We start from the raw sequence: 15,676 nt of genomic DNA, 5'->3' as shown, positions 1-15,676 counted from the left end.
AACATGTGTCTCAAAGTATCATTCGGTATTAGCCCCGGTTTCCCGGAGTTATCCCCATCTACAGGGCAGGTTGCCCACGTGTTACTCACCCGTCCGCCGCTAGCGTTACTTCGGTGCAAGCACCAAAATAACACTCGCTCGACTTGCATGTATTAGGCACGCCGCCAGCGTTCGTCCTGAGCCAGGATCAAACTCTCCATAAAAGAATTTGAGTAAGCTCAAATTTGTATCTGTCGCTACGCTTTCGATACATTAAAACATTTGCTGGCATCTTCATTCGATGTCCAAAATTGTGTTTCATCTATTCAATGAAACTTTATTCATTCACGTCTTGCTTGTTCAGTTTTCAAGGTTCATGTGTCGTTTTAAGCGACTGCTTAATATATTAAAACAAATAAATCTATTTGTCAACGACTTTTTATTTTTGTTATGCGTTTGTTTCGCAACAACGTTTATTAATATACACCTATATCATTCTATATTGCAACCATTTATTAAAAGAAAAAATATTCAGATTTTAATGCCGATAGAAATATTTAGTTTCTTCCTATTTATATAAATCGTAGTAAAGTAATTTCCCTTGTCAAATCTGTACAGTTTGATTCTTTGACTTCGGTACGATTACATCAATTATTTCTAATATATTTAGAAAACGCATCTTCAAAATCTATCATAAATTCCTTCGTACTTTAATTTGGCTGTATACAAAATTAGTCCTCTGTATAAATCGAGCTACAGCAGCCAATAAAAAAGAATAGCTATTACTAACGATGGGAAAGACATGATTAAAAGATTTTCTATACTATTATCACGCTGCTTGCTTCTTTCCCTTGTATCTGCTGTTTGATTAGCTCGCATGCGATCGCCACTAATAAATGCACCTGATAACAACATACTAATTATTAATAAAATTAATCCTACCCCACCAGCAAACCCTACTATCTTTTGTGTGCCTCCTGAAATAAGTGCCACAATTACTGCACCAACAGCTATTAGAACACCGTAAAAGAAGTACTTTCCTTTCAACCTAATCCCTCCATTCTTTGTTATTAATGTTATACGCAAACAACTACATTTTAGTTTCACCTTTAGATGCAAAAAGCTACCCAAACGCATTATTCGTCTGAGTAGCTAAGGTATTAATTATTAATGAGCCGCTGTCGCAAGGTAAAGTAAGAAGATTAAACCGAATACATACATTAATGGGTGAACATCTTTTGCTCGACCTTTAACAATCATTGTTAATGGATAAAATACGAAACCAATCGCTACACCTGTTGCGATAGAAAATGTTAAAGGCATCATTAACATCGTAAAGAATGCTGGTACAGCCACCTCGAATTTTTCCCAATCAATTTTACCAAGTGATGCAACCATTAAAACACCTACAACAATTAAAGCAGGAGCTGTTACGGCAGTAGTGACAACACTTAATAGTGGTAAAAAGAATAAAGATAACAAGAATAGTACACCTGTTACGATTGAAGCAAAGCCTGTACGAGCACCCGCAGCAACACCAGACGAAGATTCAACGAATGAAGTAATTGTTGATGTACCGAAAATAGAACCGATGATTGTTGCAATTGAATCAGAAATTAACGCTTTACCAGCACGTGGCAATTTATTATCTTTTACGAAGCCCGCTTGATTCGCTACAGCCATTAATGTACCTGCGTTATCAAAAAAATCTACAAATAAGAATGTTAAAATTACTGAAAGCATTGATAATGTGTAAAATTCAGCATCACCAAACGCTGAGAATAACGCTCCAAATGTTGGCTCAATTGATGGAGGTGCTGCTAGAATGCCTGATGGCAACTCCACTAAACCAAAAATCATACCTGCGATTGCAGTGATGGCCATCCCTAAAAATACACCTGCTTTTATACCACGAACCAAGAAAACAACCGTAATGATAATACCGAAAATCGCCAATAAAACTTGTGGGTCTGTTAAATTACCAATCCCAACAAATGTTGCAGGATTAGCAACTACGATGCCAGCATTTTTTAAACCTATGAATGCAATGAATAAACCGATACCTGCACCAACAGCTAATTTAAGCTCTAATGGAATAGCATTAATTAATTTTTCACGCAAACCTGTTAATGTTAAAATTAAGAAGAATACACCTGATACAAATACGGCAGCTAATGCATGTTGCCATGGGCTACCATTCGTTAAAATTACCGTATAGGCGAAGAATGCATTTAAACCAAGACCCGGAGCCAATGCTAATGGATATCTTGCAAAAATCCCCATAATAAATGAACCGATAGCTGCTGCAACTGCTGTAGCAACGAATACTGCCCCATAGTCCATACGAAGTGCTTCTGGTAAATTTGGAACATCATCAAGCGTTAATGTTAATGGATTGACAATTAGAATATAAGCCATCGCCAAGAATGTTGTAAACCCACCAAGAATCTCTCTACGGTAGTTTGTTCCAAGTTTATCAAACTCGAAATATTTTTTCATTGTGAATTGCGCCTCCGTTAATCGTCTATAATCCTTGGAAATAAAACCAACTAAAGAGACATGCCATTTCCACAAAAATGACATGTCTACGAATAAAGTATATGTATATTACAATACAAATCTACTTACATCGTAGTCAAATCATTTACGGTGATTTGGTAGAAACTCGCGAGCCTATTCCCGCTATTATACGACGACGTTATTTAATTTACATTCAATAATATATCATCTCATTTTTCATTTTTCAACTCATTTCCGAACATTTTCCCAATTTATCTTTATAAAGTTCGTGAAAACGCATTATTTTTATTTTCAAATCCAATTATTTCAAACATTAATAATGAACAATCCCTTTTCATTTTTATTTTCTTACTATTTAATCTGCATTTTCCCGCATACTATATAGTAAGGAAAGCCCTATGCTACACCACTTATAGCAAAACACTGTCTATTTTCTTAAATATTTCTTATTATAATATATAGTTGGAAAATTCAGCTTTTTAAAGGAGATGGCAAGCTATGTATGAAAATATTTTACGTCACCCTGGCCCTACACCAATTCCAAAGCGTGTAGAGTTGGCGATGAACAAGAGCATTATTAGTCACCGAACACCAGAATTTGTTGCACTTTATCGTGAAACTGTTAACTTAGTAAAGCCTGTATTCGGCACTAAAGAAGAAATATTATTTTTACCATCTGGTGGTACTGCGGCACTTGAAGCTGCTGCTGTGAATACTGTTTCAGCTGGTGAAAATGTTGTTGTCATAACAGTTGGTGCATTCGGTGATTATTTTGTTTCTATTTGTGAGCAGCATAAATTCCAAGTACATAAGCTAGAGAAAACTTGGGGCGAAGCATGTAACGCCCAGGAGCTGCGTGACTTTTTACAGCATATACCGAAAGTCAAGGCTGTTTTTATAACATACAACGAAACATCTACAGGGGTTTTAAATCCAATTGAAGAATTAACAAAAGTTGTACGCGAAGAAACAGATGCGTTAGTTATTGTAGATGGAGTAAGCTGTATTGGTGGCGTGACAGTGAAAATGGATGAATGGGGTATTGATATTTTAGTAACAGGCTCCCAAAAGGCGATGATGTTACCTCCCGGCTTATCATTAGTAGCTGTAAGTAAGCGAGCATGGCAAGTTATCGAGGCTAACCAGACACAGTCCTATTATTTAAACTTACTTAGCTATAAAAACTGGGCTGAAAAAGATATGACGCCGAACACGCCTGCTATTACGCTATTATATGGCTTAAACGAGGCATGTAAGCTCATTGCAGAGGAAGGTGGAATTGAACAAACTGCCAAACGCCATCATGTGATGAAAAAAATGGTGCGTGCTGCAATGATGTCATTAAATATCGAGCTATTAACAGAGGACAGCTATGCTTCGCCAACAATTACAGCAATTAAAGCACCTCAAGGTATCGCATTAGGTGACCTTGTAGCACATTTGAAATCAACGTATCATCTTGACTTTGCAGGTGGGTTGGGCCCGTTACAAGGCGAAATTTTCCGTTTTGGTCACATGGGCTATTGCTTCCCTAGTGATGTGCTACAAGCCGTTTCATTAATCGAAGCTGCTCTACAAGACTTTAAATATGACTTTACACCAGGCGCAGGCGTACTTGCCGCACAAAAAGTATTTTTAGAAAATGCAAAATAATAAATGAAGGAGGCGCTTTATTAGCTCCTCCTTTATTTGTTAGGAAATTGAAGATAATATGAACTACATAATATTGCTTCGTTTTGGCTTGCAAACTTATAAAATTTAAGCAGCCCCGTACAAGATTCACATCCCTAGAATCAACACTTCAACTTCTGCTCTCGATTGCTTCATATGATAAGCATATAGATTTAAGTTCAACGGGGAAACTTGCCTTCCTCGTTGCTGTATTTCTCGCTATCAATCAAATTAACAACTTGCATTTTGATTTGAGTAAGAGTACAATTCAACTATTCAATAAATTAATTGAATAGTTGAGGTGGAAGATTAAATGGTTGATGAACGACAATTAAAAAATATCTTGTATCAAGAGTTTGCAAGAATCGGGAAATGTGTTTCTAGTCCTAAACGATTAGAAATTCTTGACCTTTTGCAGCAAGGACCAAAATCTGTTGAAGCTTTATCAAAAACAACTGGAATGTCTATTGCAAATGTTTCGCAGCATTTACAAGTTCTATATGGAGCTAGATTAGTAAAATTCAAGAAGGATGGCAATTATGTGATATACGAGTTAGCTAGTATAGAAATATCCCATTTTTTAGATTCTTTATTCCAATTATCTGAAAGGCAATATGTAGAAGTAAGACAAATTAAAGAGGAGTTCCTGAATAATACAATAGGCTTAGAAGGTATTTCTTTATCCGAATTAAAAGAGAAAATGGAATCTGGTCAAGTTCTTCTTTTAGATGTACGTCCTAAGGAAGAATATGAAGCTGCGCATATTCCTGGCGCAATCTCAATCCCAATTGAAGAACTCGAAGAACATCTTTCGTCTCTACCAGTAAACTGTGAAATCGTTGCTTACTGTAGAGGTCCTTATTGTTTAATGTCAGCTAAAGCTGTAGAAATTTTAAATTCAAATGGAATCCATGCTATGCGCTTACAAGAAAGTGTACAAGATTGGATGAATGCAATTAACTAGCCGGAAAGATGGTGTTAACCTACATGGATACTACAAATCATTTAATTAAGGAATATGTAGAGTCTCCTGAAAAATTAAAAAGGATGTACAAAAAAGTTTTAATGGTTGTGAGTTTATCACAAATTTTTGGTGGAGCAGGTCTTGCTGCTGGTGTCACTGTAGGTGCCCTGCTAGCCCAACAAATGCTGGGAACTGACGCATTTGCTGGATTACCCTCTGCCCTTTTTACATTAGGCTCTGCAGGTGCAGCTTTTATAGTTGGAAGGCTTTCTCAGCGATATGGGCGGCGTGTAGGTCTTACTTCAGGCTTTATTGCTGGAGGACTTGGAGCAATTGGCGTTATTATAGCTACTTTAATTAATAGTGTTTTTTTATTATTCTTATCGCTTTTCATATATGGCGCGGGAACCGCGACAAATTTGCAGGCTCGTTATGCAGGAACTGACTTAGCAGATAAAAAGCAACGTGCTAAAGCAATAAGTACTACGATGGTTATGACGACATTTGGTGCTGTTGCAGGACCAAATCTAGTTGAAGTTATGGGAAAATTCGCACAGCTCTTTAATATTCCCTCATTAGCTGGGCCATTTATATTATCCGCTGTTGCGTATATTATGGCGGGCTGCATACTTTTTATTATGCTTCGCCCAGACCCCCTACTCTTAGCAAAAGCAATTGAAGCTCATCAACAGCAGCAATCTGATGGAATAGCCCCTGCTATTACTTCCAGCAATAAAAAAGGAATTATTATTGGTGCAGTTGTTATGATTCTTACTCAAATTGTCATGGTCGCTATTATGACAATGACACCTGTTCATATGCAGCATCATGGTCATAGCTTAGGTGCAGTAGGAATCGTTATCGGCTTTCATATTGGTGCAATGTATCTCCCTTCACTTGTAACAGGCGTTCTAGTAGATAAAGTTGGTAGAACAGCTATGAGTATTGCATCTGGTATTACATTATTACTTGCAGGTCTATTAGCTGCTTATGCACCAAGTGATTCGATGTTTATTTTAATAGTCGCCCTTTCATTATTAGGTTTAGGCTGGAATTTCGGATTAATTAGTGGAACAGCCCAGATTGTTGATTCCACAGAACCCTCCTCCCGCGCTAAAGTACAAGGTACAATCGATGTTTTCATTGCACTAGCAGGGGCGTCGGGTGGGGCACTTTCAGGAATCATTGTTGCGAACTCTAGCTTTACTACCCTATCCTTAATCGGTGGCATTTTATCATTATTACTTATACCTGTTATCATATGGTATCGCAAAACATGAGGCTATAGCGCTCTCTTTTCATTTAAGGAAAGCGCCTCAAAAGCAGGCAATGCACTGCTTTTGAGGCGCTTTCGGTGAAGTTACATCAAATATGATTTGGTACAGTAAAAGTAACCGTAGTCCCCACATTCACTGCACTTTTAAGCTCTAAACCTTTGCCGTAAGACTGCTTCAAACGTTGCTCAGTATTAACAAGCCCTATCCCTCTTTTTTGGTCAGATTGAATCGTGAAAATTTGCTTAACCTGTTCCTCATCCATCCCTACACCATTATCGATAACAGAAATTTCCGTATAGCTGTCATTTTTGCGAATTCGTATAATGATTGTTCCTCCGTCGATTCGCTTTAATATGCCATGGTTGACCGCATTCTCTACTAACGTTTGAATTGACAAAGGTGGAATCATTACATTTTCGACTTCATCTATTTCCCATATTACATATAACTTGTTTCTAAACCGCTCCTTTTCAATATATAAATAGGATTCAATCAATTCAAGCTCAGATTCAAGAGAGACAAGTTTATCTACATTTTTCAAATAGAAGCTACTTTGCAAATAAATTGTGAATTTATCGAGAAGCTGAATCATTCTCGACATATCTGTTTCGCTTAATGTAACAATTGCATTCAGTGTATTTAATAAAAAATGTGGGCGTATTTGAGCCTGCAACCATGCCGCTTCCATTCTTAATCGCTCATTAATAGATACTTTTAAATTAGTTAGCGCATGCACCCGCGCATTTAACTCTATAGCATCAACTGGTTTGACAACATAATCATTTGCCCCTGCTAAAAATCCAGTATAAATATCTTCCGTAAGTCCACGAGCGGTTAAAAGCAATATTGGAAGCTCAGCCATGGAAAATTTTTCACGAATCAAACGAGTTAATTCATATCCAGACATATTCGGCATCATTACATCTGAAATAATTAAATCCCAGTCATTCCCTTCAAGCCTTCTCAACGCTTCTTTTCCGCTAGTAACAGTTTCTACCTCATATGCATCCTCTGAAAGAATATTTGTTAACACCCTTAGATTCACTGGGTCATCGTCAATTGCTAAAATTTTTGGTCTATATGACGATAATGTACTTTTAGTAGCTGTTTCAATCACTGCACTCGCAATTTCGTTTAAAGAAGACTCATCTTTATCTATAAGTAAAGCCGTTGCTATCGGCTTTTCAATTGAGCCTCCCGCTAACGGTAATGTAAATGCAAAGACTGAGCCCTTGCCTAAAACAGAGCTCGCTCGCAATGACCCACTATGTAGCTCCACTAATTGCCTGCAAATGCTTAACCCAAGACCGAGTCCACCCCCAATAGCGGTAATACTAGAATCCCCTTGTTCATATGGTTCAAAAATAACTTGGAGTGTTTGTTCATCCATTCCAATGCCCGTATCTGCAATATAAATATGGGCCATTCCATCCTTCGTATCGGCAGTAATAGTAATTGTACCTTCCTCTGTGTATTTAACGGCATTATGAAGAAGATTAAATAAAATCTGAATCAAGCGATTTTTATCTGCAATTATATGAGGAAAGTCATTTAAAATATTCACTTCCATTTCAATGTTTTTATTTTCGATAAGCACTTTAAGCATATCGATAACACCTATGGAAATTGCTTTAATATCTATATTCTCTAATTGGAGTTGAATTCGATGCTCCTTCAGACGAGTAATATCCAATAAATCTTCTATTGTCCTTGACATATGGTGCCCAATTGTTAGTTGAAGAGCCAAATCGTCCTGCATTTTAGCATCTAGCTGTCTTGATTTATTTCGTAAAATAGACTGTGTAATATTAATGATTCCGTGTAATGGATTTCGAAGCTCATGCGATGTATTCGCAAGAAATTCGTCCTTTCGCTTAATCTCTTTTTGAAGTTGAATAGCAAGCTCCTCATTCGAAGCATTTAATGCTAATAATTGCTTGTTTTGTTGCTCCGTTTTCTGCGTCCTCTCTGCAAAATCTTTGCTCATAAGGATGACATTGAGCAATACATAAACACCAACAGCCGGCAGCATTAATTCCCATGATTGATACCAATTTTTCCCGATTGCAAAATCATTAAAAAAGGCTAAAAAGATAATGCCCATTCCAATTAAATTGATTTTTGCATTTCTATTTTGATTACGAATGCTCTTATAAATTACATAAATTAAATAGAAAAAGGTAGGAACAGCTAAATAAAAGACTTGGAAAAAGAGCGCTTGGAAAAATACCGGTTGTGTAAATAAAGTTGTAACAATAAGCGCTGTATGTACAATAGCTAGCACGTAAAGCACCCTTTTTGAAAACTCCTCTTTATGCCAATGCCATAATAAAATGACATAGAATAGCGAACTTGCCTCTGTCAATATGTATTCTAATCTAGTCCCCCATAACCAAGACATTTCTGAAAAAATCAGTGTATAGTAAAACGGAACTGCGAATAAAGCGCGCGCAGAAATAAGCATAGAAAACATCCCAAATATAAAAAATGCCCGCTCTTGTCTACGATGTAAAGAAAAAAGAACCATAAACAAACCAATGATAAAAATACTGCCGTTAATAAAAAGAGTGGCGATTGTATTTATATTAAACTTCCGCGAGACAGTTGATGCTTCCCCAAAATAAATCGAGTTTTCAAGTCCACCACGAATATGCTCAAAGCTAGATACTTGAATCGTGAGCAATACCTCATCTGATTGTGCAAAAAAATAGCCTATGCTCGGTGACATTTCCGAAGCATGTGAAGATGCGTCTTGCCCAACTACACCATTTCTAGAGATTTCATCTTGGTCTACAAAAAAGGTGTACGCACTGTATTGATAAGGTATATAAATGGCTAACGCTTGCCCCACATATTTTTCAGGAATTTTAATTGTTGTACTATATGTCCCAAATGAATTGGTATTTCCCATATGGGTTTGAAATGAACTTGGGAGTGTAACGACTTCCCCCCGTTGCGATTTCACTTCGTCTGGCGTTAATAATTTTTCTTCAAAAAAGTGCCATTCACCATCTAAATTTGTATAAAAATCTTTCGTTTGGAGCTGGTCACTGAAATCAAATAGCCCCGACGCAGCAACCCTACAGCTAGCTATCAACATAATTGAAAATAAGGCTGCTATACATACTAATACATATCGTTTATACCTAACTAACAAATAGCTCATCCTCACTTCATGTACTTATTCCCTTACTTACCGACCACTTCTCTCATAAATATATTAACCTCATATGAAAATACAAAAAACCCATTTTGAAAAAATTCATCAAAATGGATTTTTATTAATAAACTTTCATGAACATCGGTTCTTTTCATTAATAATATGGTGATATCATTATATATACTAACACACCTGTAAAACTAACATACAACCAAAGCGGCATCGTCCAGCGCGCAATTTTTCGGTGCTTTTCTTTTTGCATATTCAAACCTCTGCCTAGCGTAACTAAGGCTAGTGGTACAATCAATGCTGCAAGAACGATATGTGTAAGTAGCACAAAATAATAAATATACATCAATATACCGTCTCCACCATAGCTAGTCGATTCAGCCATCGCATGATACGTTAAATACGAAATACAAAATAGAAATGTAGAGACAAATGCAGCAACAATAAATGTTCGATGCAATTGAATATTTTTCTTTTTAATCATAATTAAAGCAATCAGTAAAAAGAGAAATGTAAAGCTATTCAAAAACGCATTTAGCATCGGCAATACCGTTAATTGCATGCCCAAAATTGTACCGTCCGTACTTTTTGGCAAAAAGTATGTCCCAAAAATAACCCCTATTACAACAATAGATAAAACCCAAATCAGCGGATTATAATTTCGTTGTTTTACATTATTCATCTGTTTTCAACTCCTAAAATAGCCTAACCAATTTTTTAGCATCATTACAATAAATTATACTACATCTAAACTAAAAGAAATGAATTATTTGTCACGATTTAGTGGCGAAACTTAGAAGTAGAGCGTTCAAAAAGCCATGTAATAACAGTAAAAAAGCTGCCATCTGTAAAATCCAGATAGCAACTTCCGCTAGAATCTATATGAGCTACGGTAAACAATTTTATCCCGTATTAACAAATTTGTTTGCGACGAGTAACCGCAGGAGCAGGCTGTAAGATCCCCACTTCAAAACAGCAAGTAAAATCAAGATGTTGAAGTGGGGGATCAAACAGCCTGTAAAAACTAAGAATGAGGCCAACACGATGTTGGTCACACAAGCATTTTTGCAGGATGCGAAGATCCTTGCTTGTGTACCTCTATCACCAATCAGTGGGGATAAGTCCCCCCACTGATTGAAGGTTCACTTTATTACTAATAAATAGCTATCGGCCCATATGGACCTTCGATAATCTCGATTTTCGTTTCGAAAATATCGGTCAAAACTTCCGCATTCATTACCTCTTCTACCGTTCCAAAAGTGGCAATTTGTCCATCTTTCATCGCACAAATTCGGTCAGAATATTTAGCTGCAAAGTTTATATCATGCATTACAGTTACAATTGTTCTTCCGAATTCAATAGCAGCATGTCTTAAATGCTCCATCATTTGAACAGAACGAGCCACGTCCAGATTGTTTAGAGGCTCGTCCAAAAGCACATATTCCGTCTCCTGACACAAAACCATTGCGACATATGCCCTCTGTCTTTGCCCACCCGAAAGCTCATCTAAATACCGATTTTCCAAATCAGTCAAATCTAAAAAATCAATATATTTAGAAATAATCGCCTCATCCTCTTTCGTTAATCTCCCCTTTGAATAAGGAAAACGTCCAAATCCAGCTAGTTGTCTAACAGTAAGTCGCGTTACAAAATGATTTTCTTGTCGCAAAATCGTTAAAACCTTTGCTAAGTCCTTTGATTTTGATGCAGAAACATCCATATTCGCTACCATAATTTGCCCTTCATCCATATTTAAAAGTCTGCCAATCATTAAAAGTGTTGTAGACTTTCCCGCGCCATTTGGGCCAATCAATGACGTCAGACCCGCTTTCGGTATTTCAATATTCAAAGGTCCTATTTTTACTTTATCCGTATATAATTTTCTCGCATTATCAATTTTTATCATAGAGCCCTCTTCCTTAAAATAACAGTTAAAAATATAATTCCACCTAATAGTTCAATAATAACTGAAACTACACCTTGCGCATTGAATACATGATACATTAAAAAGTATGCACTCGTTATTACTAAAAATCCGATAGCAAGAGCCATTGGGAAAATATATCGATGGTCGTAAGTTGGCGCTGCTTGATAACTCAAAGTTGCTACTAAAAATCCATAGAAAGTAAGTGGTCCAATCAAAGCCGTTGAAATTGACATCAAAATCGAAACTAATATAAGCGTATAAATGATACTCGATTGATGCTTTACGCCAAATGAAGTTGATACATCCCTCCCAAGTGACAGTACATTTAGCTTCTTAGAATTAGCAAGAAGTAATAATGCTACAATTATGACCATTGGAATTACGATTGGGAAATATTCAGCATCTGCATTATTAACAGAACCAAATAATCTTGCCTGTAAAATATCAAACTCAGAAGGTGCTAACAGTCTTCTCATAAAAGTTGAGATAGAACTCAGCCCTGTTCCAATAATAATTCCAACTAAGAGCATAAGTTGTAAATTTCCGTACTTTCCAGAAAGTAACCATCCATAAAGAATTAAACTCATCAAGACCATCACTATTACTTGAAAGAAAAATGACCCAACACCACTAAAATTTATTAATGCACTCGCACCAAAGAAAAATATAGTACTCGTCTGAATTGTTGAATAAAGCGATTCAAAACCTAAAAGTGAAGGAGTGATAATTCGATTATTAGTAATCGATTGGAAAGCAACAGTGGATAAACTCTGACAAACTGCCGCAATAATCATTGCCACAAGCGCCACAATCCTTCTCATAACAACAGGGATAAAGGACGGTGAATCTATTGGAACAGGATTGTTATAAACTAAAAGCCCATACGAGGCGAGAATGCCTAAAGCAATCAATGTAATAAGCAAAATCCAATAGCGCTTTTCTTCTTTTTTAGAGCGAAAAGCTCGAGCTGACCTTTTTTCAATAGGTAGGCTAGATTCGATTTCAACATTTTCTTTATTTCTATAACCTAACGCGTTCATCTTTCTAGCCTCCTTGGTTTTCTTTGCCTTAATAAAATAGCAATAAATACGACTGCCCCAACCGTTCCAAGTATTAAAGAAACAGGTACTTCGAAAGGCTTGATAATTGTTCGAGAAATAATATCACAAACAGTGATCGTCCCCATCCCAATCACACATACCCAAGGCAAATTACTTCTCAGGTCGTCTCCTCTAAACATTGAAACAATATTCGGCACAATTAAACCTAAAAAAGGTAAATTCCCAATAACAGCGGCAACAATACCAACTGCAAAAGAAATAAGACCCGTACCCAAAAGAACAATCCGATTGTAATTCACGCCAAGACTTGTCGCAACATCTTCCCCTAGCCCAGCTAAAGTTAAGCGATTAGCATAAATAAAAATAAGCAATGTCACAATGACAATAAGCCATAAATATTCATATCTTCCAACTTGGACTGCCGCAAAAGAACCGACAAACCATGTTTCAATATTTTGCGTCGCTTGAAAAAGAAGCCCGATGAAAGTAGATACAGCGGAAATAACTGCGCCTAGCATCAGCCCAATGATTGGGACAATTAAAGACGAGCGCAGCTTAACTCTTCTTAAAAATAAAAAGAAAATCATCGTTCCTATAAAGGAAAAAATGATAGCACCAGTCATTCTTAAAAGTAATGTTGGTGCGGGGAATAACAAGTATACAAAAAGAAGCCCTAAACCTGCCCATTCAATCGTTCCTGTTGTAGTAGGTTCAACTAAACGGTTCTGTGTAATGAGCTGCATAACGAGCCCTGCCATTGCCATGGCGGCTCCCGTAAGCATTAATGCCGCCGTTCTCGGAACGCGAGTAATGAAAAACATCTCCATTCCATCCTCTTGTCCACGTATATCATAAACTCCGGTAAACAGTGAGATAATCCCTAAAATAATAACAACTATGACCGTTAGTATAAAAGGTTTTGTCCATATTTTATTGTGGTTATAAAGCTGGGGCTGAGAATTACTCTCAACCCCGGCAATTATGTTTTTCGGCACTATGTTATACTCCTTTACACTATTTCAAAGTGTTTGCAAGGTTTTCAAATAACTCTAAATACGTTTGAAGTGATTCATTTGTATAAGTGTCATTTGGCGCATAAATAATTTGCCCTTTAGAAATAGCTGTTACATTTTGAAGTGCAGGTGAATTATCAATAACGTCCTTGGCAGGAACAGAACCACTTTCAGCAGATACTGCCGCATCACGGTCTAATACGAAAATCCAATCCGGATTGCTTTGTGCAATAGCCTCAACAGAAACTTCATCGCCTTGGTGATCTGAAGTAGATTTGTCAACCTCTAATGCTGGAGCCCATCCAAAGATTTCGTACATTGGTCCCCAAACACGTCCAGAATGTGGAGCTGCGAAACCAATATTACCACCAGAAACAATCACACTCATTACTTTATCTGTTCCATTATAGGCAGATTTAGCATCTTCAATCGCTTTATCAAAATCAGCTACTAATTGTTTCGCTTCTTCATTTTTATCGAAAATTTGTCCTAATGCGATTGTAGCATCTTTCAGCCCATTTACTAAATTTGCACCAGGTGTAGCTGCTTCCTCAGAAACATCAAAATTAAGGTCAATAACAGCAGCGTTTGGCACTAATTTTTTGATATCTTCATAATAGCCAGCAAATCGTTGACCAACGATGACAAGCTCAGGGTTTGCAGCAGCAATAATTTCAAGATTTGGCTCACGGTGATTCCCAATATTTTGAATCGATTCATCTTTTACATATGGTGAATCCGCAGGCATTACATCCTTTGGCACAGCAACTAATTCAATATTCCAATCTGATAAAGTTTCAAAAGTTCTATTATCTAAAGCAATTACATTCTTTGGATTTATAGGAACAGTAACCGTTCCATGAACATCAGTGATTTCAACCGTCGTAGGCTCAGCAACTTCTTCACTCTCATTAGTAGACTCTGACCCTTGGTTACTTTCACTGCTTTGGTTCGTTTCATTACTTTGATTACTTTCTTCATTGTTCGAAGTTGAGCAAGCAGCTAACATTAATGTTAAAACTGCCACCATAATCATTAATTTTGAAAACATAGATTTCTTCATACATATACTCCTTCATCCTGTAATTTATTGCGAAAATGATATAGTCAATAGATTATGTTTAATTGTAATTGGTATTGATAATCATTTTCAATTGAACGTTCTGTGGATTAGTATAATCATTAATTATGTGAAAATCTTGTGAATGACTAAAAATGATACATTTTCTCAAAATAATAAAACACGAGTATCATTGGCTAAAGCCATTGATACTCGTGTTTTTCAAATCTATTTAATATTGTAAACTACCCTTTATCGTACTTTTCAATCATAGAATAGCCTCTGCCATGGATTGTTTGTATATAGCGGTCTTTCTTCTCACACTTTAGCTTTTTTCTTAAATACCCAATATATAAATCTACTACATTTTGATTGACTGCTACATCATATCCCCAAACCTGATCTAACAGCATTTCACGACTCAATATTTTATTTTTATTTTTGATTAAAAATAAAAGTAAGTCGTACTCGCGCTTAGTAAGGGGAAGATTCTCACCACCTTTTGTTACAATGCTATGAGATTCATCAACCAAAAGGTCTTTAAACTGAAAGAGATTGGTCACGTTTGCCCGAATACAATCCTCTCGTCTTAATATAACTTTTATTCTTGCCACTAATTCTTCTTTGGCAAATGGTTTTCTTATATAATCATCTGCCCCTGCTTTTAATCCTGCTATGCAGTCCTTACTAGATATCTTATCAGTCACAATAATTATTGGTGTCGTTTTAACCACCCTTATTTGTCTACAAATTTCTGGTCCAGATATACTTAACGAATCCCAATCCAATACGATAATATCCCAATCCTGCTCATATACTATATTTAAACCTTCATTTTCATTATGAAGTGTTACGGCGAAATAACCTTCTTGTGTTAAACCACTTACGATTTTTTTTGCTAAAGACCGCCCGTTCTTGATTACCAACACCCGCTTCATCTACAGTCACCTCTACTTCACTACCTAAAATAATTTATCTCAAAAGAATATCAGATTTATAAATCATCAATTATACCTCAGCGTAATTGCGTCCAGA

General features: G+C 36.5%; 12 protein-coding genes, 1 rRNA gene and 1 riboswitch. Of the genes, 3 read left to right on the top strand and 10 right to left on the bottom strand.

Annotated elements, in window-relative coordinates; all coding sequences use genetic code 11:
• The 3 genes from C9J36_RS16175 to C9J36_RS16165 all read right to left on the bottom strand — a co-directional run.
• Positions 1 to 203 (bottom strand): 16S ribosomal RNA (locus tag C9J36_RS16175); the annotation flags it as partial.
• A gap of 529 nt (positions 204 to 732) precedes the next feature.
• Positions 733 to 1,026 (bottom strand): DUF5316 family protein, encoded by a 294-nt coding sequence (locus tag C9J36_RS16170; RefSeq protein WP_107943758.1) that lies wholly within the window; start codon positions 1,024 to 1,026, stop codon positions 733 to 735.
• A gap of 120 nt (positions 1,027 to 1,146) precedes the next feature.
• Positions 1,147 to 2,478 carry an NCS2 family permease gene (locus C9J36_RS16165; RefSeq protein ID WP_107943757.1) on the bottom strand — a complete coding sequence of 444 codons (1,332 nt, stop codon included), beginning with the start codon at positions 2,476 to 2,478 and terminating at the stop codon, positions 1,147 to 1,149.
• Positions 2,479 to 2,591: 113 nt separating this feature from the next.
• Positions 2,592 to 2,692, bottom strand: a riboswitch (purine riboswitch).
• 305 nt (positions 2,693 to 2,997) lie between these two features.
• Between C9J36_RS16165 and C9J36_RS16160 the strand changes: the two genes are divergently transcribed.
• The 3 genes from C9J36_RS16160 to C9J36_RS16150 all read left to right on the top strand — a co-directional run bounded on the left by C9J36_RS16160 (position 2,998) and on the right by C9J36_RS16150 (position 6,414).
• Entirely contained in the window at positions 2,998 to 4,152 is a 1,155-nt protein-coding gene (locus tag C9J36_RS16160) for a pyridoxal-phosphate-dependent aminotransferase family protein (protein WP_107943756.1), read from the top strand.
• A 331-nt stretch (positions 4,153 to 4,483) separates the two neighbouring features.
• A complete protein-coding gene (locus C9J36_RS16155) occupies positions 4,484 to 5,134 on the top strand; it encodes an ArsR/SmtB family transcription factor (protein WP_107943755.1) in 651 nt (216 codons plus the stop codon).
• A 23-nt stretch (positions 5,135 to 5,157) separates the two neighbouring features.
• Positions 5,158 to 6,414: an MFS transporter gene (locus tag C9J36_RS16150; RefSeq protein ID WP_107943754.1), complete on the top strand. Its 1,257-nt coding sequence runs from the start codon at positions 5,158 to 5,160 to the stop codon at positions 6,412 to 6,414.
• Between the two features lie 85 nt (positions 6,415 to 6,499).
• Here the strand turns inward: C9J36_RS16150 and C9J36_RS16145 are convergent, their stop codons facing one another.
• The 7 genes from C9J36_RS16145 to C9J36_RS16115 form a co-directional block, all read right to left on the bottom strand.
• Positions 6,500 to 9,568, bottom strand: a complete 3,069-nt coding sequence (locus C9J36_RS16145) for a hybrid sensor histidine kinase/response regulator (protein WP_161956456.1) — start codon at positions 9,566 to 9,568, stop codon at positions 6,500 to 6,502.
• A 157-nt stretch (positions 9,569 to 9,725) separates the two neighbouring features.
• Complete coding sequence (locus C9J36_RS16140; protein WP_107943752.1) at positions 9,726 to 10,262, bottom strand: DUF420 domain-containing protein; 537 nt, start codon at positions 10,260 to 10,262, stop codon at positions 9,726 to 9,728.
• A gap of 471 nt (positions 10,263 to 10,733) precedes the next feature.
• Positions 10,734 to 11,486 (bottom strand): iron ABC transporter ATP-binding protein, encoded by a 753-nt coding sequence (locus C9J36_RS16135; protein WP_066165835.1) that lies wholly within the window; start codon positions 11,484 to 11,486, stop codon positions 10,734 to 10,736.
• A complete protein-coding gene (locus tag C9J36_RS16130; RefSeq protein WP_107943751.1) occupies positions 11,483 to 12,547 on the bottom strand; it encodes an iron chelate uptake ABC transporter family permease subunit in 1,065 nt (354 codons plus the stop codon). Before C9J36_RS16130 ends, C9J36_RS16135 begins: the two co-directional genes overlap by 4 nt.
• Complete coding sequence (locus C9J36_RS16125) at positions 12,544 to 13,563, bottom strand: ABC transporter permease (RefSeq protein ID WP_066165829.1); 1,020 nt, start codon at positions 13,561 to 13,563, stop codon at positions 12,544 to 12,546. Before C9J36_RS16125 ends, C9J36_RS16130 begins: the two co-directional genes overlap by 4 nt.
• 19 nt (positions 13,564 to 13,582) lie before the next feature.
• Positions 13,583 to 14,644: a siderophore ABC transporter substrate-binding protein gene (locus tag C9J36_RS16120; RefSeq protein WP_107943750.1), complete on the bottom strand. Its 1,062-nt coding sequence runs from the start codon at positions 14,642 to 14,644 to the stop codon at positions 13,583 to 13,585.
• A 242-nt stretch (positions 14,645 to 14,886) separates the two neighbouring features.
• Positions 14,887 to 15,579 carry a response regulator transcription factor gene (locus tag C9J36_RS16115; RefSeq protein ID WP_107943749.1) on the bottom strand — a complete coding sequence of 231 codons (693 nt, stop codon included), beginning with the start codon at positions 15,577 to 15,579 and terminating at the stop codon, positions 14,887 to 14,889.
• Positions 15,580 to 15,676 lie beyond the last annotated feature (97 nt).

It is taken from the genome of Metasolibacillus fluoroglycofenilyticus (genome assembly GCF_003049645.1).
GTDB classification, from domain to species: Bacteria; Bacillota; Bacilli; order Bacillales_A; family Planococcaceae; genus Metasolibacillus; species Metasolibacillus fluoroglycofenilyticus.
This window is presented reverse-complemented; position numbering and strand designations above follow the sequence as displayed.

Excerpts from the sequence above, each read along its gene's own strand:
- C9J36_RS16165 (WP_107943757.1), bottom strand. The coding sequence starts at position 2,478 with ATGAAAAAATATTTCGAGTTTGATAAACTTGGAACAAACTACCGTAGA.
- C9J36_RS16160 (WP_107943756.1), top strand. The coding sequence starts at position 2,998 with ATGTATGAAAATATTTTACGTCACCCTGGCCCTACACCAATTCCAAAG.
- C9J36_RS16155 (WP_107943755.1), top strand. The coding sequence starts at position 4,484 with ATGGTTGATGAACGACAATTAAAAAATATCTTGTATCAAGAGTTTGCA.
- C9J36_RS16150 (WP_107943754.1), top strand. The coding sequence starts at position 5,158 with ATGGATACTACAAATCATTTAATTAAGGAATATGTAGAGTCTCCTGAA.
- C9J36_RS16140 (WP_107943752.1), bottom strand. The coding sequence starts at position 10,262 with ATGAATAATGTAAAACAACGAAATTATAATCCGCTGATTTGGGTTTTA.
- C9J36_RS16135 (WP_066165835.1), bottom strand. The coding sequence starts at position 11,486 with ATGATAAAAATTGATAATGCGAGAAAATTATATACGGATAAAGTAAAA.
- C9J36_RS16130 (WP_107943751.1), bottom strand. The coding sequence starts at position 12,547 with ATGAACGCGTTAGGTTATAGAAATAAAGAAAATGTTGAAATCGAATCT.
- C9J36_RS16120 (WP_107943750.1), bottom strand. The coding sequence starts at position 14,644 with ATGAAGAAATCTATGTTTTCAAAATTAATGATTATGGTGGCAGTTTTA.
- C9J36_RS16115 (WP_107943749.1), bottom strand. The coding sequence starts at position 15,579 with ATGAAGCGGGTGTTGGTAATCAAGAACGGGCGGTCTTTAGCAAAAAAA.